Below are 19,862 nucleotides of genomic sequence, written 5' to 3' on the forward strand. Positions count from 1 at the left end.
GCGGCCGGCATCGCGCACCGACGCGCGTTAGGAGGCTGGAACCGGGGGGTCAGTCTGCCCGGATTTGATTGCGCCCCGCCCCATTCGAGTGGGGCGTGCAACTGCAACCGAACGATCCGGCTTCGGTCTTCCGCTGCGACGTCTCGCAGGTCAGGAGATGCTGCAACAGCGTCTCCAGGTCGTCCTTCTGGTAGGGCTTCTGCATCACAGGGACGGTGCGATAGGCGGGCTCGACACCGGCCGCCCCGTAGCCTGTGGCGAAGAGGAACGGGATGCAGCGCTCGAACAGCTTGTCGGCTACGGGATAACTGCGCGCGTCACCGAGATTTACGTCCAGGACAGCGAGATCGAATGTCTCCGCTTGCAGGTTCCTCAATGCCTGTTCGAGGCGCATGGCGATCACGACCTCGCAGCCGAGATCGAGCAGCATGTCCTCGGCGAGCATCGCCACCAGGCTTTCGTCTTCCACCAGCAGGACGCGGCGCCCCTCGAGCATGCTCATGAGCCCGGTCGCCCCGTCACGATCTCCTGCCCATGCCAGCCCAAGGCCGTCAGGGGGATATCGAGGCGACAGACAACTCCGGTTGGCGCGAAATCGATCGCGGCGTTGCCGTCGAACTCCAAGGGCAATTGTCGCTCGACAAGACGGGAACCGAAACCCCTGCGCGTCGGGGGAGCCACTTCCGGGCCACCCGTCTCCGTCCAGGTCAGGGAAAGGCGCTCGCGCGCCCCATCGGATTTCAGCGTCCAAACGACGGTGACCCTGCCCTCGGGCACGGAAAGAGCACCGAACTTGGCGGCGTTCGTCATCAGTTCGTGCAACGCCATGGCCAGCGTCACAGCTACCTTGGGATGAAGACGGGTATCCGGGCCGGTGATCTGGAACCGGTTCGCGTCGGCCTCCGCCACCGCGTGGGGCGCGATCGCCCGCTCGACGACGCCGATGAGGCTGGCGCTCTCCCAGTTGGATTCGGTCAGGACGTTGTGAGCGTTCGACAAGGCCGTGACACGAGCGTCGAATACGGCGCGGGCCGGCTGGTCGGAAATGGCGCGGAAGGTCTGCGCCGCGATGGACTGGACGGTGGCCAGCGTGTTCTTCACCCGGTGGTTCAGTTCGTTAGTCAGCAGCCGCTGCCGCTCGGCTGCCGCCTTCTCCTCGGTGATGTCGCGGACCTCGATGATCGTGCCGATAATTTTGGCGGCGTCGTCACGGATCGGGCTCGCGGTGAACCCGACTGGGTAGAAATGACCGTCCTTGTGGACGAACACCTCTTCGCCGCGCTCCTGGTTGTTCTCCGGGAAGGCACGGTCGATGGCGCATTCCTCCAGCGGGAACGGGCGGCCGTCGGGATAGGTGTGGTGGACGATGTCGTGAAGCGGGCAATCGCGCGCGAGCACTTCCCCGACGGTGAAGCCGGTGAGCAGTTCGGCGGCGCGGTTCATGTAGACGCAGTGCTGCCTGTCATCCATCAGGAAGATGGCCACCGACGCATTGTTCAGCACAGCGTTCAGACGGCGCTCGGTCTCGTGCAGCTGCGAGCCGCGGCGCAACGTTGGCAGGGATGTCGATGCTTCGGCGGAGGACAGGAAGGGCGGCCGGGTCGGCACGGAGCGGGCTCTCTGCGAAGATGGGCAACACCCGATGGTGCGCCGCAAGATCTTAACGGGTTCGCCATGGTCCGGCGAGGGGTATCCGGCTATCCTCGAAATCCTTGAAATCCTTGAAAACCTCAAGGGACGACAGGCGAAAGTGCGAGGAGCGCGGGTTTGTTCCGCCCAACCGCATTCGGTTGCACAGTCGATGTGCGCATGGGCAGGTGAGCCCCCGTTTGAGCCACTGCCGAATCCGGAACTTGCCGGAATGTCACTTTGCCAGGGCGACGTCGTGCCGATGCGAGACCGCTGGCTCGGAGCATGATGGATTTCGTCAATTTCCTCTATGGCGCGCCGATCTGGCAGATGGCCTGCATCATCAGCTCCATCTCCGTGGGTGGCACGGTGTCGGCCGTCCTGATGGTCGACAGGGTTTGGAAGAAGGATCGTCGGCGGTCCCACAACGGTATCGCCGGCTTCTTCATCGCCGTCGTCGGTGTCATCCACGCGATCTTGATCTCTTCCCTGGCGATCACCGTCATGACGCGGAAGGACCGTGCCGAAACCCTCGTTTTCGAGGAGGCGGATAAAGTCGCGAGACTGGCACGGGAGGTGACGACCCTTCCCGAACCGAACCGTGCTGCCATGCCTGCTCATCTGGCAACTGACGTTCAGGTGGTGATCGAGGAGGAGTGGCCCCAGATGAGACGGGCGGAGCGGCCCGTCGCAGCAACTCGGGTGCTCCACCGCCTATGGCTCGATGCTGCAGCGCTGCCGCTGAAGGATCTGGCGGACGTTCTCACGGTGAAGGACTTTCGCAAGCACATCGACGATCTCTACGATCTCCATCGCGGACGAAGCGATCTGGCCATCAATGGCGTCGACCGGATCGTCTGAGCCGTCGTGCTTCTCGGCTCGATCTCGATGATCGCTTTCGCCGTCCTGTTCGGCGCCGAAAATTTCGCCGCTCATCTCTTGATGAACTGCCTCCTGTCCTTCTCGATCACTCTGGCCATGACGATGATCGTCGCCATCGACTGGCCGTATTATGGCTACGATTCCATCTCGGAGGCCCCTTTCCTCGAACTGAGATCGGGATTGAGAGAGGGGTCGGCCCCCTGACGCTCACGATGCGGAACGAAGTGGACGGACGCCATGCCGCAAGCCCGGTGGGGGATTAAGCCCTTGATCGGGAGGGCACGCGCCCGAGTTCGGGCTGATGCCAAATCGTCCCGCTTCCAATACCACCGCCGGTGCCCCGGTCATCCCGGGCCTGGGTACCGGCGGACCATCCACGTTGGTCTGCCTGCATTTCCTCGGCGGAAGCGCGCGGGAATGGGAACCGGTCGCAGCCTGTCTCGATGGCGTCGTTCGTCTGGTCGCGCTCGACCTGCCGGGGTTCGGAGATGCGGCTGCCGTCCCGGGCTACACGGTGGATGCGATGGCGGATTATGTGGCCGCCCGCATTACGGCCGCCGATCCCGGAGACAGATGGTATCTCGCCGGCCATAGCATGGGTGCCAAGGTGGCACTGGCTATCGCCCGGCGCGCCGAGGACGGGGCGCCGGATCTGGCTGGGCTCGCTGGGCTGGTCCTGCTCGGCGGTTCGCCACCGAGTCCAGAGCCGATGTCCGACGACAAGCGGCAGGAGATGTTGGACTGGATTTCCGCGGATGCGGAGACCCGCCGGCGCAAGGCAGGAGAGTTCATCGACCAGAATACCGGTGCGCGCCTCGACGAACCGCGTCGAACCCGGGCGATCGAGGATGTGCTGCGTGCCGCTCCCGCCGCCTGGACGGCATGGCTTCGCGACGGCTCCCGAGAGGATTGGAGCCGCCGGATCGGCATCCTGCGCATACCGGCCGTGGTCGTGGGCGGAACCGAGGATGCCGATCTCGGCGCTACAGCGCAGGAGGCACTGACGCTTCCTCACCTGGCATCCGGCCGGCTCGTTGCCCTCGACGGTGCAGGACATCTCCTGCCCCTGGAGCGACCGGAGGCGGTGGCCGAGCTGATTACAGATCTCGTTGCGGAGGGGGCGGCGCGACGGTCTACCTCACCGGAGGTGCCGCAGCCCTACCGCGCGCTGATCGATTCCGAGCGGGTGAATAGCCGTCTGAGGGCGGCGCTCCTCGCTCGCGCCGAGCCCGATGCTTCGGAGTACCGGTCCACATGGTTCGATCCGATGGAACTCGCCCTCCTTCGCGCCGTCCTCGACCGGGTGCTCCCGCAGGACGATGCCGGCCGGATCGACATCGCTGCGCGGATCGAGGCCCGGCTCGCTGCTGGAACCGGGGATGGTTGGCGCTTCGCCAAGCTGCCGGAGGACGGCGAGGCCTATCGTATCGCGCTGAGCATGCTCGATGCCGCCGCGAGATCCGTCCATGAAACGGGTTTTCTGTCCCTCGGCGGGGCCGATCAGGACGCCCTCCTGCACGCGGCCTCAGCCGGCGAGCGGCTCTCGCCCGAAGGGCCGAGGCAGGGGTTCGACGCCGAAAGAATGAGCCTGTGGTTCGAGGATCTGCGCAGTGACGCGGTACGGATCTATCTGGCCCATCCCGCCAGCCTCGCGCGGATCGGCTTCGGCGGGATCGGTGCGGGTGGCGACGACACCGATCGTATGCCCGGCTTCGTACGGGTGGGGATCGGTGACCCTGAACCATGGGAATCTGCCGCCCTGGGTAAGACCGGCGGGGAGATCGGTCTGTGAAGCTCGATGCGATGCGTCGCTACGCAACCGATGACATCGTCGATGTGGTCGTGATCGGCACGGGGGCGGGCGGTGCGCCCGTGCTCGCCCGTCTCGCAGCGGCAGGGCTCACCGTCGTCGCCCTGGAGGCGGGGCCGAATTTCGATCCTACGCAGTTCGCGTTCGACGAAACGCTCGCGGATGAGATCTACTGGACCGAGGAGCGCCTCAGCGGCGGTTCGACACCGGAGGCCTTCGGCGCCAACAACAGCGGGACCGGGGTTGGTGGCTCCACCCTGCATTGGGGGGCTTTCACGCCGCGCGCCGACGAGCGCGACCTGCGTCTTCACTCCGAGACCGGGATGGGCGTGGATTGGCCGCTCGATTACGACGACCTGCTGCCATTTTATGAGCGCGTCGAGGCGTTTATCGGCGTGTCCGGCTCCTCCCAGTACCCCTGGGATCCCGGCCGGCGCTATCCTCTCTCACCGGTCCCGCGCAATGCGCCGGCGCAGGTGATGGGCCAAGCCTGCGACCGGCTCGGCATTCGAACCGCCGACTCGCCTGCGGCCGTCGTCTCGCGCGACTTCTCCCAGGAGGGCGGCGGTCTGCGCCGGGGCTGCATCAGTTGCGGCTACTGCCACCAGGGCTGTCGCACCGGCGCCAAGACCAGCATGGATGTGACCTACCTGCCGCATGCGGTCTCCAATGGCGCGGAAATCCGCCCCGATTGTCGCGTGCACGGGCTGGAGCGCGACCGTGAGGGCCGGATCACGTCGGTGATCTACCGGCATGGCGGCATCGATCATCGGCAGCGTTGCGCGGCAGTCTACCTCTGCGCCGGGGCCGTGGAGACGCCTCGGCTCCTCCTGCATCTCGGGCTCGCCAACGGCAGCGGTCAGGTCGGCCGCAACTATATGGGGCATGTGGCGACACAAGTCTGGGGGACGTTCGAAGCCGAGATGCGGATGAACCGCGGCTATCCCTCGTCGCTCATCAGCGAGGACATGGTCCGGCCCGATGATGCGGATTTCGCGGGCGGCTACCTGATGCAGAGTCTCGGCGTCCTGCCGGTCACCTGGGGCAACTCGGTGGCGCGGGGGCGCGGCCTTTGGGGGCGGGCGCTGACCGAACATCTCAATCGTTACAACCACATGGCGGGCATCGGGATCAACGGTGAGACCCTGCCCTGCGACGCCAACGTGCTGGTCCTCGCCGACGAGGTGGACGCGTTCGGGATGCGCAAGGCGCAGATCGATTTCGGCTATTCCTCCAACGAGGATCGGCTGAACGCCCATGCGACGCGGACCATGAAGGCGATCTGGGAAGCCGCCGGCGCCTCCGACATCTGGGTGCTGGAGCGCGTCGCGCACACGATCGGCACCTGCCGGATGGGCATGGATGGCGACAGCGCCGTGGTCGATCCCCATGGCCGGAGCTTCGAGATTCCGAACCTCTGGATCAGCGACGGATCGACCTTCCCGAGTTCGCTGGCCGCCAATCCGGCCCTGACCATCATGGCGCTGGCCCTCCGCTCGGCCGAGGCGTTCCTCGGGCATCCCTCCTGAGGATTCATCAGGAACGCCACCGCCATTCCCCGGTTGGATTCACCGCAACGCGACGAGGTTTCAAGCGCCATGACCACGAAGATCTCCACGACGAATGCCCGCGCGGATGCGCATGGCGAAATCCGCCTCGCCAAGGGTGAGCGGGTCGCCATGCGGATGTGGCGTCACGAGCCGCCGACGGACGACAAGCCGAGTGCCAGTCGACCCTACGAGACGGTGGGATACGTCATTTCCGGCCGCGCCGAACTCACGGTCGGCGGCGAGACCGTGACCCTGGAGCCCGGCGATTCCTGGCTCGTCCCGGCCGAGGCCGAGCACACCTACACGATCCTCGAAGAGTTCACGGCGGTCGAGGCCACCGCTCCGCCGGCCGCGTAAACGGCAATACCCGCCGAACCCAAGGCGGCGACGTGAGACCAGACATGAGAGGGGCCGGATCGATCGCGATCCGGCCCTTTTCGATATTATGTTCCCGAAGAGAGACCCGCCCTACGCGCCGCCCCATTGCATGGTCAGGCCGCCATCCACCACGAGGGTATGGCCGTTGACGTAATCGGCGTCGTCCGAGGCGAGGTAGAGGATCGCCTTGGCGATGTCGTCGGGCTGGCCGGCGCGGTGCCACGGGATGCGTTCGAGGGAGGCTTCGAGCTTCTCCGGGTTCTCGAACCGGTCGCTGGTCATCGGCGTCTCGATCAGGCCGGGGGCGACGTTGTTGACGTTGATCTTGTCCTCGGCGAGCTCGCGCGACAGGCTCCGGCAGAGCGAGCCGACACCGGCCTTCGACATGCCGTAGGGCGCGCTTTCCGGCGTCGGCAGGTGCTGGGCCACCGACGAGACGATGACGATCTTCCCCCGCCCGCCATTGGCCCGCCGGACCTTGATGAAGGCACGGGCACAGAAGACCGGCCCCATCAGGTTGACCCGCAGGATCTGTTCGAGCTTGCCGTTATCCATCTCGGCCACCGGCATCCCGCTCATGGCCTGGCCGGCATTGTTGACGAGGATGTCGAGAACGCCGAACTCGGCCGCCACCTTGGCGAAGGTCGCCTCGACGGAGGCCGGGTCACCGACATCGTCCTGGATCACCAGGCATCTGCGCCCGGCGGCCTCGACCCGGCGCGCGGTCTCCCGCGCGCCGTCCGCGTCGGTGTTGTAGGTGATCGCCACGTCCGCGCCTTCGCGCGCGAACAACTCGGCCGCAGCCTGTCCGATACCGGAATCCGCCCCGGTGATCAGAGCGCGTTTGCCCTGCAACTTCATGTCTGTCCCATCTGTGCGAGAAGGGGTGCGCGGCCATTGCGCGGCCGGCGATCACCCGTGATCTTCAGGACAATGGGCCGAGGAAAACGCGGTTCCCGGAATGCGGCATCGGCGGGGACGGACGTCCCTCTCCGGGCTCAGGTGATGACGCTGGGCTCGCTGCGCCCCGTGATGCCGGCGATGTCGGCGATGTCGCGCGCCGCCTGGACGACAGGGGCGAGGACGACATCCGGCGCTAGGTCGAGCCGGTCCGGGTCGCTCTCGTAGCGCTCGATATAGACCCTCAGCGTCGCCCCCGCCGTGCCGGTGCCGGAGAGGCGGTAGACCACGCGCGCATCCTCGGCGAAGCTGATACGGATGCCCTGCTGCGCCGTCACGGAGCCGTCGACCGGGTCGACATAGCGAAAATCGTCCGCCGTGGAGACGGTGAGATCGCCGATCCGGCGGCCGGGCAGGCTCGCGACCTGCGCGCGCAACCCCTCCATGAGACGGTTGGCGCTCTCGGACTCGATCTCCTCGTAATCGTGGCGGGTGTAGTAATCGCGGCCGAACGAGGCCCAATGCTCGCGCACAATGGCGTCGGCGCGCTTGCCCGTCGCCGCCAGGATGTTCAGCCACAGCAGCACGGCCCAGAGCCCATCCTTCTCGCGGACGTGGTTCGAGCCGGTGCCGGCGCTCTCCTCGCCGCAGAGGGTGATGAGGCCGGCATCGAGCAGGGTGCCGAAGAACTTCCACCCGGTCGGGGTCTCGTAGGCGGGAATGCCGAGCGATGCGGCGACCCGGTCGGCGGCACGGCTCGTGGGCATCGAACGGGCGATGCCCGCCAAGCCGGAGGCGTAGCCCGGCGCGCGATGGGCATGGGCGGAAAGGATCGCCAGGCTGTCGCTCGGGGTGACGAAGAGGCCGGGCGCCACGATCATGTTTCGGTCGCCGTCCCCGTCCGAGGCCGCGCCGAAATCCGGCGCGTCCGCGCTCAGCATCAGCTCGTAGAGCTCGTGGGCATGGACCGGGTTGGGGTCGGGGTGGTGGCCGCCGAAATCCTCCTCCGGCGTGCCGTTCACCACCGTGCCGGAAGGGGCGCCCAGCGCCCCTTCCAAGATGGCGACGGCGTAGGGACCGGTCACCGCGCTCATGGCATCGAACCGCATGCGGAAGCCGGAGGCGAACAGGCGGCGGATCGCATCGAAATCGACGAGTTCCTGCATCAGGGCCGCGTAATCGGCCACCGGGTCGATGACGGACACGACCATGCCGTCAATCCGAGCTTCGCCCACGCTATCGAGGTCGAGATCCGGCACGTCGGCGATGCGATACTGGGTGATCGCCTTCGTGCGCTCGTAAATGGCGGCGGTGACGGATTCCGGGGCCGGACCGCCATTGGCGGCGTTGAACTTGATCCCGAAATCTCCGTCCGGTCCGCCGGGATTGTGGCTCGCCGAGAGGACGATGCCGCCGATCGCGCCGTGCTTGCGGATGACGCAGGAGGCCGCCGGTGTGGAGAGGAGACCACCTTGGCCGACGAGAACCCGGGCGAAGCCGTTGGCGGCGGCAAGTTTCAGGGTCGTCTGCACCACCTCGCGGTTGAAGAAGCGGCCATCGCCGCCCACGACCAGGGTCGCGCCCTCGCGGTCGGGGATGATGTCGAAGATGGATTGGACGAAATTCTCGACGTAGCGGGGCTGCTGGAAGACCGGGACCTTCTTGCGAAGGCCCGACGTCCCCGGCTTCTGGTCAGAGAATGGCGAAGTCGGCACGTGCCTCGAAGTCATCCGCGAAAGCCCCTCGTTGTCGGCGGGGACAACACAACGGCTGGTCCGTTCCGGTCAACCACCCTGAATGGGTCGAGACGGAAACTTTCTTCGGAATCGTCTCGTCGCGCCTCCTTTGCCACGAAGGCGGGCGACGTCCCGTCGCGTCATCGCTTGGTGTTCGTCGCGACACCTTCGGAGAACGGGACCGTCAGGACGGTTTCGCCCGCTTCGTCGATGATTTCGAACGAGCGATCCAGAGCGTCGCTCAGGGTGGAGCCACTGACGAGGGCGTTGGCGACGATCTGCTTGACGCCGATCATGACCTCGTCGCGCAGGTCGTCCAGGCCGCCGAACTCGTCTCCGTCCGGATCGAGATGGAGCCCGTCGCGATCGCGCAGGTTCAGAAAGTATCGCGGCATGCCGGTCTCCTACCGTAACGGCCAAGCCTAGACTGGGTGTGCCATGCGGCTGCCGCAAGGGAGATCGGGCAGGAAACCGCAGGCAAGAAACCGCAGGCAAGAAAATGTACGCAAGCAACCACGGGCAGGAAACCGGACGCAGCCCCGCCTTTGGGGGCGGCGAGCCTGCTCAGAACATGGTCTGTCCATCCACCCGAAGGTAGCCGGCCTTGAATTCGGCAAGAGACCTCAGCCTGGGCCAGTCCAGGACCTTCAGGTTCTTGCCCTTGAGTTCGATCAGCCCCCGCCGTCTCAGCTCCTGCAGCGAGCGGTTGACGTGGACGGTCGTCATTCCCGTCGTGTCCGCCAGTTCGTGCTGCGTCATGGGGAGATCGCAGCTATCCTCCGTGGCCAGGCCGACAGCCCGCAGCCGGACGAGGAACTCGCAGAAGAGATGCGCGATCCGCTCCAGAGCCGACCGGCAGCCGATATTCACCAGCCATTCGCGCAACGTCGCCTCGTCGATCAGGGCGGAGATGCGCATCGCCCGGGCGATCGCCGGATGGTTCTCGGTGATCTCTCTCAGGGTCGTGGCGGAAACGCGTGCGACCTTGCAGGGGGATAGGGTCGCGATCGTATGGTCGAGCCGGTTCAGCAGGGCGATGTCGAGATCGCAGGTATCGCCCGGAACGAGATAGGCCGTGATCTGTCGGGCGCCGTTGGCGCGTTGCTTGAACCGGCAACCGATCCCTTCGGTGATGAAGATGATATCGCTCGGCGGCTCGCCTTCGCGGACGAGGTTGGTGCGGGCGGGAACGTCGCGGGCGACGGACGCGAGCCGATGAAGCGCGTCCCTATCGGCGTCGCTCAGTTCCACGAAGCCTTCCAGCTTCTGGATCAGAGGATTGAACACGCTATCCGCCGTATTCGAGAATCTATTCCGCGACAATGGTCGATATCTCTATGCGATCAACATCGGCTTTCGCCAAAAGTAGCATTCTTCGAAACGCGCTTTCAATGATCTATGACAATTGAAGGACGCGAACCGCGATTATCTTAAGATAATCGCTCTCGTACTAAAGTCGTAGTCATGCCCCGGTTCGACGCGAGGTTCGAGCCGGGCGGGCGCCGCCCCCACCTCCTGCTGTGACTGATCGATTCCCGAAACCGTGGATCGTCAAGGCGAAAGGGGCTTGCTCGACCGCCAGATCCATGGGGATGATCATTTGCCGCATGCTCTCGTCTTCTTTGACTATACGTCCTCGCAAAAGTGCCAAAAGCTCCTGGTGGGCCACATGACCGTAAAGACGGCTCCGATAGCAGCTGTAGGAAAGGTGAGGCATCGATCGCGAAAGTTCTAGTTCAGGACACGGGGCGAACGCCTCGATCATATCGAAGACGAGATGTCGATTCTAGGACGGTGATACGCAAAAGGAAGACGGTGAATAAGGTCGGCCAGACGCTTGGTACGGATCATGACCATCGCCGGGGATGAGATCGACGTTCATCGAAGCCTGAACACGTTGGGGGCGGTCCAGGGATCAACTCTCCGCGGCATCCTCGGCGATGAGGCGGCGGTACTCCGCCTCCGGTATACCGTAGCTTTCGCCCGCGATGAGCTTGAGCTTGTCGCGATTGACGATCTCGATGTGAGACCTCCGGGCCCGGACCGTGCCGGCGCCTTCGAGGATATGGATCGTCGTCGTCACCCCGGGGCGATGGACGCCGAGCATGACGGACAGGAATTCGTGCGTGATGGGAAACTCATCGCCCGAGACACGGTCGTGGCACATCAGCAGCCAACGAGCCAGCCGTTCTTCCAAAGTATAAGAACCGTGCGACAAGGCTGTCTGGGCGGTGAGAAGCTGAAAGATGTGAGCATAGCGCATCATCAACTTGCGGAAGGCAGGTCTTTCCTCGACCAAGCTGCGGAACGAGGCCTTGTCCACCTGCAGCGCTTCGCCGTCGATCTGCATGAAGGTTTCGTGGGGCGTGGATTCCACGTCGAACAGCAGCGGTAGGCCGCTGGCTCCCTCCGAGCCGATGATCCCCACCTCGATGCGCCTGCCTTCGCGGGTGCCGACCACCACCGAGGCGACGCCGCTCTCGATGAAACGCATATGGGTCAAGGGCTGGCCGGGTTGGATGAGGACGTCCTTCCGCTTCAGCGTGACCGGCTCGAGAACGGTTTCGATGGCCGCATAATCGTCGGGGTGCATCCGGGAGAGAAGGCTGTTGCGAACGTGTTTTTGAGAAGGAATGACCATGCAATTGCCCCGAAGAGTCGGCGTCCGGTTTACGCGCCGCTCATCAACCCCAAACGCCGAACGTACCATAGCAACTGCGTCACGGGTCCAACAAATGATAGGCGGTGATTTGTGGATTATGAGCGTTTTTGGCGTTCTTTGTGCGTAATTCGACATTCGGCATGATCGAGTCCCTGTCTCGGGATCTCTGACGCGCCCGATCGAGACGATCGGCATCCTTGGCCGCTCGCCTCGATTTCCTTTTCCGGCCGGGCCGGACGAAGGGATTGCGGGTCCGAATACGCTTTCGGGCGATGCCGCCCGGAGGGATCATGTTGCTGCCGGGCGAGATTCCGTCATCGCGGCGCGGGAATTGCAGCCGTGGTTTCACGGGGCGGGGAAGGGCCGGTTTCCAGGCGCGTCACGGATGATGGGAGATTCGTTTCGGCCGTCGGGCATGCGGATTGTCACGTCGACCGGCGTGCCGTGGCCCTCGGATTCATGGCCCTCGGATTCATGGCCCTGGGATTCTTGCATGGCCTGTATGAGGAATGTCGAATTGTCATGGCACTGCGATAAGCTTAACCGTTTGAAGCCTCTGGGGTTAAGGCGCCGCAGATACATGTCTATGGCCGAAAGATCATAGATCCGACTTTTGAAACGGAGATGTCAGTGCCTAATTTCCTCAAAGCACTCGTCATGACGGTGATTGCTTTTGTTTCGATTTACTATCTGACCGGTAATTCGACGATGGCAGTGACGCTATCTCTCAACCCTCTCCTGCTCGGACTGCTGGGAGTGATGCACGGGCTTGCCTATAGCTTCGCTGCACTCTGCCTGGTCTGTGCGGTAGCCTGGTCCGTTGCTCCCCAGGAGACCAAGACGATGGTACGGGCCGAGGTGGAGAAGACCGGCGTCAAGATCACCGCAAAGTAGCACCGATCGGGCCGGGCGAGGGGATGTGGCACGAGGGGCCTCGGTGCCCCCTCCGATGCCGTTGTCGGCGCGGCGCTTCCCCTCGCTTTGGCGCGTTCGACACCGATCTGGTAGGGTCACCGCAGGGCTCGCGTGCGAGATCGGTGCGGGATGGGTTCGATGCCGGGGGAAGAAGGCAGGGGCGGGGCGGCCACGCGTCTTTTGATCGTCGACGACCATCCGCTGTTCCGCGATGCGTTGGCGAGCGCCGTCAAGCTCGCCTTTCCCGAAGCGGCGATCGCGGAGGCAGAGGGGATCGTCAGCGCCATGGCGGCCCTGACGGCCGACAGCCGAATCGATCTCGTGCTGCTGGACCTGTCGATGCAGGGCGTCGTCGGATTCGATGGCCTGATCTCGATCCGCTCCCGTTTCCCGCGCGTTCCGATCCTCGTCGTGTCCGGCCTGGAAGATCCGCGCATCATGCGCGAGGCGCTGCGGCACGGCGCGGCCGGGTTCGTGCCGAAGGCGGTGGACAAGGCGACGCTGACCCGTGCCATCGCGGACGTTCTGGGTGGAGGCCTGTCGATCCCGGCGGCGCTTTCCGGGCCCGCGGCGGATCTGGCCACTCCGGCGACGCAGCTCGCGGAGCGGATCGCCCGCCTGACGCCGCAGCAATTACGGGTCCTCCTGATGATCCGGCAGGGAAAGCTGAACAAGCAGATCGCGCACGAGCTTCAGGTCGGGGATTCCACCGTCAAGGCGCATGTCTCCGAGATCCTGCGCAAGCTCGACGTCATCAGCCGCACCCAGATCGTGATCGAGACGGCCCTGCTCGATTTCGACCAGATCCGCGCCCCGCAGGCGGGGTGAGCGCGGATCGTCGCTCCTCGGCCGAACCGCGCCGTCCCGGGGCCGATCCTCACGGGAATGTGCCCGGGGGCGGGCGAAGGGCAGGGGGCCGGATGTTGCATCCATGGCGGGCATGGTCGATGACGGAGTGTGGTGCGACGACCGACGCACGGGGCGCGTCGCCACACCGATCGCGGCCACGCTCCGGTCCGTCGCGATCCCATCCCCCCCTCCATCCGTTGAAGCGAGTGCGATTATGAAGAACTCGACGTTGCGACTCGTCCTGCTTGCCGGGATGCTCACCGGATTGCCCATGACGGACGCCTCCGCCGCCGTGGGTGGCCGCATCGGCGCCTGCAAGCAGGAGCTGAAGGCCAAGGGCCTGAAGGGCGACGAGCGCAAGACGTTCATGAAGTCCTGCAGGGACGACGCGCTCAAGGCGTGCAAGGAGGAGTTGAAATCCGCCGGCGCGGACAAGGCCGACCGGCATGCCTTCATCAAATCCTGCCTGAAGGGCGACGAAGCCTCCGGAGCGACCACGGCCCCTGCGGCCCCCGCAGCGAATGCGCCTGCCCCGATTGCACCCGCTCCGACGGCGCCCGGCTCGACCGTGCCCCCCGGCACCGGCACCGGCATGATACCGGAGGCGACGCCCCCGGCTCCTAAGCCCTAAAGCGCCAGACGCTGCTGCGCTTGATCTCCGCATCCTCGAGGGAGCGGCTCACCGGCACCTCGTAGGTCGCTAGGATGTCGAGCCGGTCCCTCGGCAGGTAGGAACGGCCGGGATCGCCGATGAGGATGGTGGCGCCCTGCTCATGCAGGGCCGCCAGCCAGTTGGTGACCCGGCCGGCGATGTCGCTCTCGTAGAAGATGTCCGCGACGAGGATCGTCGTGACGCCGAGATCGGCCGGCCGCGAACCGATGAGGTCGTCGAGGACGGGCGTGATCCGTTCGCCGACGCCGTTGGCTTCGGCATTGAGGCCGATGGCCGCGATCGCGAAGGCGTCGAGGTCGCTCGCCGTCGCATGGGTGGCGCCGGCCAGCGTCGCCGCGATCGCCACCAACCCGGAGCCGGAGGCGAAATCGAGGATCCGCTGTCCGGCCACGAGGTCCGGGCGGTCGAGGATATGCCGGGCCAGGGCTTGCCCGCCCGCCCAGGCAAAGGCCCAGAACGGTGGCGGTAGGCCGATGGAATCGAGTTCGTCCTCCGTCTTCTGCCAGAGATCGGTGGCCTCGTCGGCCACATGCAGCACGATCTCCGGTGCGTGGGGGACGGGTAGAAGCCGCGTATTGGCGCGGATGAAGCGAAGTGGATCGACCGAGGGCGTCATGACCGGATGAGATCCGCGTAGAGGCCCGAGACCGCCTGCATCACCGCATCCTCCGTGAAGCCGCCCTCGACCACGCGCCGCCGCGCGGCCTCGCCCATCCGCGCCATGAGGAGCGGATCGGCGGCGAGCCGGACCATGGCGGCAGCGAGGCTCCGCGCATCGTCCGGCGGGACCAGCATGCCCTCGATTCCCTCGCGAACCAGCGTCCGGCAGCCGGGAACGTCGGTGGTGAGGAGGGCTCGCCCACAGGACGCCGCCTCCAGCAACGTGCGCGGCAGGCCTTCGCCGCCCCGGGAGGGCAGGCATCCGACATGGTGCTCCGCCCAGACGCTGCTCACATCGCGGGTCGGGCCATGCCAGGTGATGCCGTCCCGGCTCCAGGAACGCAGGGTCTCTTGCGGGATCGCCCTCCGGTTCGAGGCGTCGGGAGCACCGTAGAGGGAGAGCTCCACCGCCGCGCCCTCCGCGCGTGCGAGGCGCGTCGCCTCCACGGCCGTGTCGATGCCCTTCGACCACAGCATCCGCGCCACGACGGCGATGCGCAGGGGCGGGGAGGGCGGTTGCGGCGTCTCTGCGAGTAAGGCCGGGTCGATGCCGGCCCCGCCGACGATGGTGACGGCCGTGTCGGCCGGATCGAGGCCGAGGGCGATGGCGTCGTCCGGGTTTTCGAACAGGAACCGGGTCTGTTTCGAGGCGAGCGGTCCACGGATCAGCTGGCGCAGGGCGATGCGGGCCATGCGTCCCGCGACGTCGGCGCGCGCGCCCATCAAGCCGAGCCCGGTCAGGGCATAGATCCGGCCTGAGATACCCGCCATCGCCGCTGCCGTCCCGCCCACGAGAATCGAGCGCAGCGCGATGCAATGGACGATATCCGCCTTCAGCGCCTTCAGGATCGCCGCGAGCTGGCCCGCCGCATAACCCGCCGCCATGGGGTTGAGGCTGGAGCGCTCGGCCTCCAACTCGACCACGCGCGCCCCCGTCGCCTCGATCACCGCCCGGTGGGCGCGCACGCGGGTCACCACCGTCACGGACAGGCCCATCGCCACGGCGGCCCGCGCCATGGGCAGGAAGTGCGAGGCGAAGAACCAGTCCTCGGTGACGACGAAGACGAGCCGCTTCATCGGCGCGGAGGAGGGCGAAGGGGACGTGGCCATGAGAGAGGCTGTAGCACGCCGCCGCTCCGGGGCGAGGCGAATGGCAGGAGTGTTATGGCAAGTGGGAGACAGGATGAGCGAGGACGTGCTTGTCAGGCATCCCCCCGGCGAGACATCGCGCCGCCGGTCCGGCTCGGAACGCCGCCCGTGCCCGGCCGGTTGACGGTTCCTGACGATCGACGGGAGGCGGGTGATGGCGATGGATCGCGAAGAGGACGGCGTTGTCGCCGATCCGCGGGATGCGGCCATCGAGGCAGGCCTGACCTATGTGGATGCCGACCGTCCGGGGCTCACGCGCCGCAGGAGCGGAATGGGGTTCTCCTATCGCGATGCCAAGGGCAAGCCCGTCCGCGACCCGAAGATCCTGAAGCGGGTCCGGTCCCTCGCGGTCCCGCCCGCCTATACCGATGTCTGGATCTGCCCCCGCGCCGACGGCCATATCCAGGCCACGGGACGGGACGCCAAAGGGCGGAAGCAATATCGCTATCACCCCGATTTCCGGCAGGCGCGCGACTCGACCAAGTTCGAGCACATCATGGCCTTCGCCGACGCCCTGCCCGCCATCCGGGCGCGGGTGGACGAGGATATGAGCCGCCGCGGGTTGTCCCGCGAGAAGGTGCTCGCCACCATCGTCCATCTCCTGGAGACGACGCTCATCCGAGTCGGCAACGACGATTATGCCCGCACCAACAAGAGCTACGGCCTCACCACCCTGCGCGATCCCCATGTGACCGTCGCTGGCACGGAGCTGACGTTCCGCTTCAAGGGCAAGAGCGGCAAGATGTGGAACCTGTCGGTGAAGGACCGGCGCGTGGCCCGCATCGTCAAATCCTGCCAGGACCTGCCGGGCCAGGAACTGTTCCAGTATATCGACGACGCGGGCGAGACGCGCGACGTCACCTCGGCCGACGTGAACGCCTATCTTCGCGAGATCACCGGGCAGGAGATCACCGCCAAGGATTTCCGGACCTGGGCCGGCACGGTGCTGGCCGCCCTGGCCCTGCAGGAATTCGAGGCGTTCGACAGCGAGGCCAAGGCCAAGAAGAACCTGCGCGCGGCCATCGAGAGCGTATCGGCGCGGCTCGGCAACACGCCGACGATCTGCCGCAAATGCTACATCCACCCCGAAATCCTCGACGGTTATCTGGAGGGCGCGTTGCTGATCCAGGTGGCGGATGCGGTGGAAGACGAGTTGCGGGACGATATCGCACGGTTGAAGCCCGAAGAGGCTGCGGTTCTCGGATTGCTGCGGGCGCGTCTCGAAAAGGCGAAGGGCACCGTCTCGGTCAAGACGAAGGTGCCGGCCAAGGCGCAAGGCAAAAGTTCGACGCAAGCCAAAAGTTCGACGAAGGCCAAGGCCATGGGGGCTGCGACGGGCGAAGTGACGCCGCGCAAGCGACGTTCCGGCTCGGTGAAGCCCGAGGCCCGGGCGACGGCATAGGCCGGGACCGGACATCGCGTGGCCGAAATCTACCGGACGGTACCCGCCCTGAACGTCCGCGATGGGTGGAAGCGGACTCTGACGGTACGCCCCGAAGCAGACGTTTCGCCTCGACCGTGATTGCCGCTGCGCATGCGCCATAAGCGACATGTCTATATTGAAAACGGCAGCTGCCCCATACAAAATCTCGGACAGCCCATATAATCTTACCTAAAGGCTCCCAGTTTTGTTTGGTAAAATCTCATTTATTCAACCGAATGTCGCGTAAATTTCAATGAGATAGCGTCGATGTGCTGTGACCCCCGTGCAACAAATAGTCAAAAGGGCGTCTCAGTTTATAATGCTTCTAGATTTTTTGGCATCCAGATTGAAATGCCTATAAACGTCACTTCTCGCGCAGGGCAAATCAAGCTTGACGCCATATGTTTCTGAATTGTAACGGACGAAAAACCATAACAGGCTAGCTTTTGTTCGTGTCCAAATCTTTCAAAAACAATAAAAAAATCTTTCCACTGGTTACTTCGGTTGCCATCGGTTTTATGGCGCAATCCGGATCATTGAACGGTTTCGGGCCAAGTTCCGCTTTAGCACAGCTTGCGGCAGACTCCTCTCAGGAAGTGCAGCTCGACGAATTATCAGTGGTCGGCAATGGCGGGCCGGCAAGCAAAGTGGATGGTTACCTCGCCAGAAACAGTGTCAGCGCAACGCGCACTGACACGCCCCTGCGTGAGGTGCCACAAACAGTCGTTGTCGTGCCAGACCAGATCCTCAAGGACGTCGCCGCCACCCGCGTCGATGCGGCGCTCGATCTTGCCGGAGTCGGCCGAGCGAATAACTTCGCAGGTCTCGGGCTGACGGAATTTACGATCCGCGGCTTCTCTACGGGGGAGTACTATCGAAACGGCTTCCCCATGAACCGTGGCTATCCAAACTCGCCTGATGTCGTCTCGATCGAGCGGATTGAGGTCCTGAAAGGCCCCTCGGCATTCCTCTATGGTCGTGGCGATCCAGGCGGCACCTTCAACATCGTTACCAAACAGCCTCAGGCCGAACGCTCTCTCGCCATCGGAACACAGTTCGGAAGCTTCAATCAGAAACGCACCACCTTCGATGCTACCGGTGCGCTCGATCAGGAGGGGCGCGTGCTCGCCCGCGTCACAGGTGCAGTCGAGGACAACGGCAGCTTCCGAGACTTCGTGCATAGCGACCGTTACTATCTCGCGCCCGTAATCGCGTGGAAGCCGTCGGCCGACACCACGATTACGCTCGAGGGCGAGGTGGTGAGCACCGCGGCGACCTTCGACCGGGGTATCGTGCCTATCAACGGCAACTTGCGTGCGGTGCCGCGCAGCCGCTTCATCGGCGAGCCCGGCATCCCGCCCGTCCGCAACGACAACGCGCTCGGGCAGCTCCGCATCGAGCACCGGCTCGATTCGAACTGGGTGGTGAGCGCGGGCGCGCAGGCGCTCGGCGGCCAGCTTTACGGCAACGGCGTCGGTGCTGTGAACGTGCTGGGCGACGGCCGCACCCTGCGGCGCACCTTCGAACACCGCGATTTGAGCTGGTCGGATCTCAACCTGCAGCTCAATCTCGCGGGCAAGTTCGAGACCGGACCTTTCCGCCACACCCTGCTGATGGGCTTCGAGTACGACAGCTATCGCTACCGGGAGATCTTCGATCGCTCGAATGTGAACGTCAATCCGTTCACCCTCGCCCTTCTCGCGCCTCGCTACGGGCAATCTCCGCTGCCGCCGCTCGGCTCGATTACCAACTTCCTCCAAAACACTCAAAGCTACGGAGGCTATATCCAGGACCAGATCGATATAACTCCGCGGCTTCACGCCCTCCTCGGCGTGCGCGTGGAGGATCTCGGACTCGTCTCGACCGATTATCGGACTGGCCGCACCACCAGCCTGCAGGGGACGGTCGCGACCCCGCGTTTCGGCCTCGTCTACGATCTCACCGACGCAATCGCATTGTACGGCAATTATGGTCGCTCTTTCCGCCCCAACACCGGCACTGACCGCAGCGGGAACCCCTTTGCCTTCGAGCAGGGCGAGGGATACGAGGCCGGAGCGAAGCTTAGCCTGCTCGACGGAAGCCTGAGCGCTACGGCCGCCGTGTTCGACATCCGCAGGACCAATGTCCTCACCGTCGATCCAGGCGATTCGAACTTCAGTGTTGCGGCTGGCGAGGTACGCAGCCGTGGTTTCGATCTGACCGTCGCGGGCTATTTGACCCCCGGCTGGCGGGTATTCGGCACCTACACTCATGCCGATGCCGCTGTCACGCGCGACAACACATTGGCCGTCGGGACACGCATCGCGAACATCCCGGCCGATAGCGTCGCTCTACAAAGCGTGTACGAGTTTCAGAACGCCGATCTGCGCGGCCTCGGCCTTGGCGGCGGCATGACCTATGTCAGCCAGCGGGTGGCTGGGACCGCTCTTTCCACCTTCCGCCTGCCGGAATACACGATCTTCAACTTGATCTCGTATTACTGGATCACGCCTCAGGTGCGGGTCTACCTCAACGTCGACAACCTGTTCGACGCACACTATTTTGATCGCGCTTGGCAAAACCGGTACGCCACTCCAGGCACACCCCGCACTATCATGGGCGGTGTCGCGGCCCGATTTTGACGTGAATCACCGGTGAGTAAAGATC

At 64.9% G+C, this 19,862-nt stretch carries 17 protein-coding genes and 1 pseudogene; 9 read left to right on the top strand and 9 right to left on the bottom strand.

The window, feature by feature from the left end; genetic code table 11:
- Nucleotides 1-49: 49 nt before the first annotated feature.
- Nucleotides 50-502 (bottom strand): response regulator, encoded by a 453-nt coding sequence (locus ACYQML_RS06270; protein ID WP_207410901.1) that lies wholly within the window; start codon nucleotides 500-502, stop codon nucleotides 50-52.
- A complete protein-coding gene (locus tag ACYQML_RS06275) occupies nucleotides 499-1,608 on the bottom strand; it encodes a sensor histidine kinase (protein ID WP_461235026.1) in 1,110 nt (369 codons plus the stop codon). Before ACYQML_RS06275 ends, ACYQML_RS06270 begins: the two co-directional genes overlap by 4 nt.
- Nucleotides 1,609-1,959: 351 nt before the next feature.
- Between ACYQML_RS06275 and ACYQML_RS06280 the strand changes: the two are divergent.
- From ACYQML_RS06280 to ACYQML_RS06295, 4 genes and pseudogenes are all read left to right on the top strand, one after another.
- Nucleotides 1,960-2,715: pseudogene (locus ACYQML_RS06280) on the top strand (bestrophin-like domain).
- A 97-nt stretch (nucleotides 2,716-2,812) separates the two neighbouring features.
- Nucleotides 2,813-4,303 carry an alpha/beta hydrolase gene (locus ACYQML_RS06285; protein WP_461235027.1) on the top strand — a complete coding sequence of 497 codons (1,491 nt, stop codon included), beginning with the start codon at nucleotides 2,813-2,815 and terminating at the stop codon, nucleotides 4,301-4,303.
- Nucleotides 4,300-5,850: a GMC family oxidoreductase gene (locus ACYQML_RS06290; RefSeq protein WP_082490410.1), complete on the top strand. Its 1,551-nt coding sequence runs from the start codon at nucleotides 4,300-4,302 to the stop codon at nucleotides 5,848-5,850. Before ACYQML_RS06285 ends, ACYQML_RS06290 begins: the two co-directional genes overlap by 4 nt.
- 69 nt (nucleotides 5,851-5,919) lie before the next feature.
- Nucleotides 5,920-6,228: a cupin domain-containing protein gene (locus ACYQML_RS06295; RefSeq protein ID WP_056428392.1), complete on the top strand. Its 309-nt coding sequence runs from the start codon at nucleotides 5,920-5,922 to the stop codon at nucleotides 6,226-6,228.
- A 111-nt stretch (nucleotides 6,229-6,339) separates the two neighbouring features.
- Here the strand turns inward: ACYQML_RS06295 and ACYQML_RS06300 are convergent, their stop codons facing one another.
- The 5 genes from ACYQML_RS06300 to ACYQML_RS06320 all read right to left on the bottom strand — a co-directional run bounded on the left by ACYQML_RS06300 (nucleotide 6,340) and on the right by ACYQML_RS06320 (nucleotide 11,682).
- A complete protein-coding gene (locus ACYQML_RS06300) occupies nucleotides 6,340-7,110 on the bottom strand; it encodes an SDR family NAD(P)-dependent oxidoreductase (RefSeq protein ID WP_461235028.1) in 771 nt (256 codons plus the stop codon).
- 137 nt (nucleotides 7,111-7,247) lie between these two features.
- A complete protein-coding gene (locus tag ACYQML_RS06305; protein ID WP_056454420.1) occupies nucleotides 7,248-8,879 on the bottom strand; it encodes an alpha-D-glucose phosphate-specific phosphoglucomutase in 1,632 nt (543 codons plus the stop codon).
- A 146-nt stretch (nucleotides 8,880-9,025) separates the two neighbouring features.
- Nucleotides 9,026-9,280 (bottom strand): DUF6894 family protein, encoded by a 255-nt coding sequence (locus ACYQML_RS06310; RefSeq protein WP_056428385.1) that lies wholly within the window; start codon nucleotides 9,278-9,280, stop codon nucleotides 9,026-9,028.
- A gap of 169 nt (nucleotides 9,281-9,449) precedes the next feature.
- Nucleotides 9,450-10,172 (bottom strand): Crp/Fnr family transcriptional regulator, encoded by a 723-nt coding sequence (locus tag ACYQML_RS06315; protein ID WP_244478163.1) that lies wholly within the window; start codon nucleotides 10,170-10,172, stop codon nucleotides 9,450-9,452.
- Nucleotides 10,173-10,800: 628 nt separating this feature from the next.
- Entirely contained in the window at nucleotides 10,801-11,682 is an 882-nt protein-coding gene (locus ACYQML_RS06320; RefSeq protein WP_246747780.1) for a Crp/Fnr family transcriptional regulator, read from the bottom strand.
- Nucleotides 11,683-12,177: 495 nt separating this feature from the next.
- On the opposite strand from ACYQML_RS06320, the gene ACYQML_RS06325 reads away from it, so the two are divergent.
- From ACYQML_RS06325 to ACYQML_RS06335, 3 genes are all read left to right on the top strand, one after another.
- Nucleotides 12,178-12,441: a hypothetical protein gene (locus tag ACYQML_RS06325; protein ID WP_461235029.1), complete on the top strand. Its 264-nt coding sequence runs from the start codon at nucleotides 12,178-12,180 to the stop codon at nucleotides 12,439-12,441.
- 159 nt (nucleotides 12,442-12,600) lie between these two features.
- Nucleotides 12,601-13,290 carry a response regulator gene (locus ACYQML_RS06330; protein WP_056428706.1) on the top strand — a complete coding sequence of 230 codons (690 nt, stop codon included), beginning with the start codon at nucleotides 12,601-12,603 and terminating at the stop codon, nucleotides 13,288-13,290.
- A 235-nt stretch (nucleotides 13,291-13,525) separates the two neighbouring features.
- The gene (locus ACYQML_RS06335; RefSeq protein ID WP_461235030.1) at nucleotides 13,526-13,942 is read left to right on the top strand and encodes a PsiF family protein; all 417 of its coding nucleotides are present in this window, start codon (nucleotides 13,526-13,528) and stop codon (nucleotides 13,940-13,942) included.
- Here ACYQML_RS06335 and ACYQML_RS06340 read toward each other — a convergent pair.
- Both ACYQML_RS06340 and ACYQML_RS06345 read right to left on the bottom strand, forming a co-directional pair.
- Nucleotides 13,932-14,600: a class I SAM-dependent methyltransferase gene (locus tag ACYQML_RS06340; RefSeq protein ID WP_461235031.1), complete on the bottom strand. Its 669-nt coding sequence runs from the start codon at nucleotides 14,598-14,600 to the stop codon at nucleotides 13,932-13,934. The two genes, ACYQML_RS06335 and ACYQML_RS06340, sit on opposite strands and share 11 nt — an antisense overlap.
- Nucleotides 14,597-15,754, bottom strand: coding sequence for a glycosyltransferase family 4 protein (locus ACYQML_RS06345; RefSeq protein ID WP_461235032.1), 1,158 nt, complete (start codon nucleotides 15,752-15,754; stop codon nucleotides 14,597-14,599). The genes ACYQML_RS06340 and ACYQML_RS06345 overlap by 4 nt, the downstream gene beginning before the upstream one ends.
- 193 nt (nucleotides 15,755-15,947) lie before the next feature.
- Here ACYQML_RS06345 and ACYQML_RS06350 point away from each other — a divergent pair, with 193 nt between their 5' ends.
- Nucleotides 15,948-17,195 carry a DNA topoisomerase IB gene (locus tag ACYQML_RS06350; protein ID WP_461235033.1) on the top strand — a complete coding sequence of 416 codons (1,248 nt, stop codon included), beginning with the start codon at nucleotides 15,948-15,950 and terminating at the stop codon, nucleotides 17,193-17,195.
- A 539-nt stretch (nucleotides 17,196-17,734) separates the two neighbouring features.
- Nucleotides 17,735-19,837 (top strand): TonB-dependent siderophore receptor, encoded by a 2,103-nt coding sequence (locus ACYQML_RS06355; protein ID WP_461235678.1) that lies wholly within the window; start codon nucleotides 17,735-17,737, stop codon nucleotides 19,835-19,837.
- Nucleotides 19,838-19,862 lie beyond the last annotated feature (25 nt).

The organism is Methylobacterium sp. CM6244 (assembly GCF_054817885.1).

Coding starts and splice junctions, on each gene's coding strand:
- ACYQML_RS06270 (WP_207410901.1), bottom strand. CDS start 502: ATGAGCATGCTCGAGGGGCGCCGCGTCCTGCTGGTGGAAGACGAAAGC.
- ACYQML_RS06285 (WP_461235027.1), top strand. CDS start 2,813: ATGCCAAATCGTCCCGCTTCCAATACCACCGCCGGTGCCCCGGTCATC.
- ACYQML_RS06295 (WP_056428392.1), top strand. CDS start 5,920: ATGACCACGAAGATCTCCACGACGAATGCCCGCGCGGATGCGCATGGC.
- ACYQML_RS06300 (WP_461235028.1), bottom strand. CDS start 7,110: ATGAAGTTGCAGGGCAAACGCGCTCTGATCACCGGGGCGGATTCCGGT.
- ACYQML_RS06305 (WP_056454420.1), bottom strand. CDS start 8,879: ATGACTTCGAGGCACGTGCCGACTTCGCCATTCTCTGACCAGAAGCCG.
- ACYQML_RS06310 (WP_056428385.1), bottom strand. CDS start 9,280: ATGCCGCGATACTTTCTGAACCTGCGCGATCGCGACGGGCTCCATCTC.
- ACYQML_RS06320 (WP_246747780.1), bottom strand. CDS start 11,682: ATGTCGAATTACGCACAAAGAACGCCAAAAACGCTCATAATCCACAAA.
- ACYQML_RS06330 (WP_056428706.1), top strand. CDS start 12,601: ATGCCGGGGGAAGAAGGCAGGGGCGGGGCGGCCACGCGTCTTTTGATC.
- ACYQML_RS06335 (WP_461235030.1), top strand. CDS start 13,526: ATGAAGAACTCGACGTTGCGACTCGTCCTGCTTGCCGGGATGCTCACC.
- ACYQML_RS06340 (WP_461235031.1), bottom strand. CDS start 14,600: ATGACGCCCTCGGTCGATCCACTTCGCTTCATCCGCGCCAATACGCGG.
- ACYQML_RS06345 (WP_461235032.1), bottom strand. CDS start 15,754: ATGGCCACGTCCCCTTCGCCCTCCTCCGCGCCGATGAAGCGGCTCGTC.
- ACYQML_RS06350 (WP_461235033.1), top strand. CDS start 15,948: ATGGCGATGGATCGCGAAGAGGACGGCGTTGTCGCCGATCCGCGGGAT.
- ACYQML_RS06355 (WP_461235678.1), top strand. CDS start 17,735: ATGGCGCAATCCGGATCATTGAACGGTTTCGGGCCAAGTTCCGCTTTA.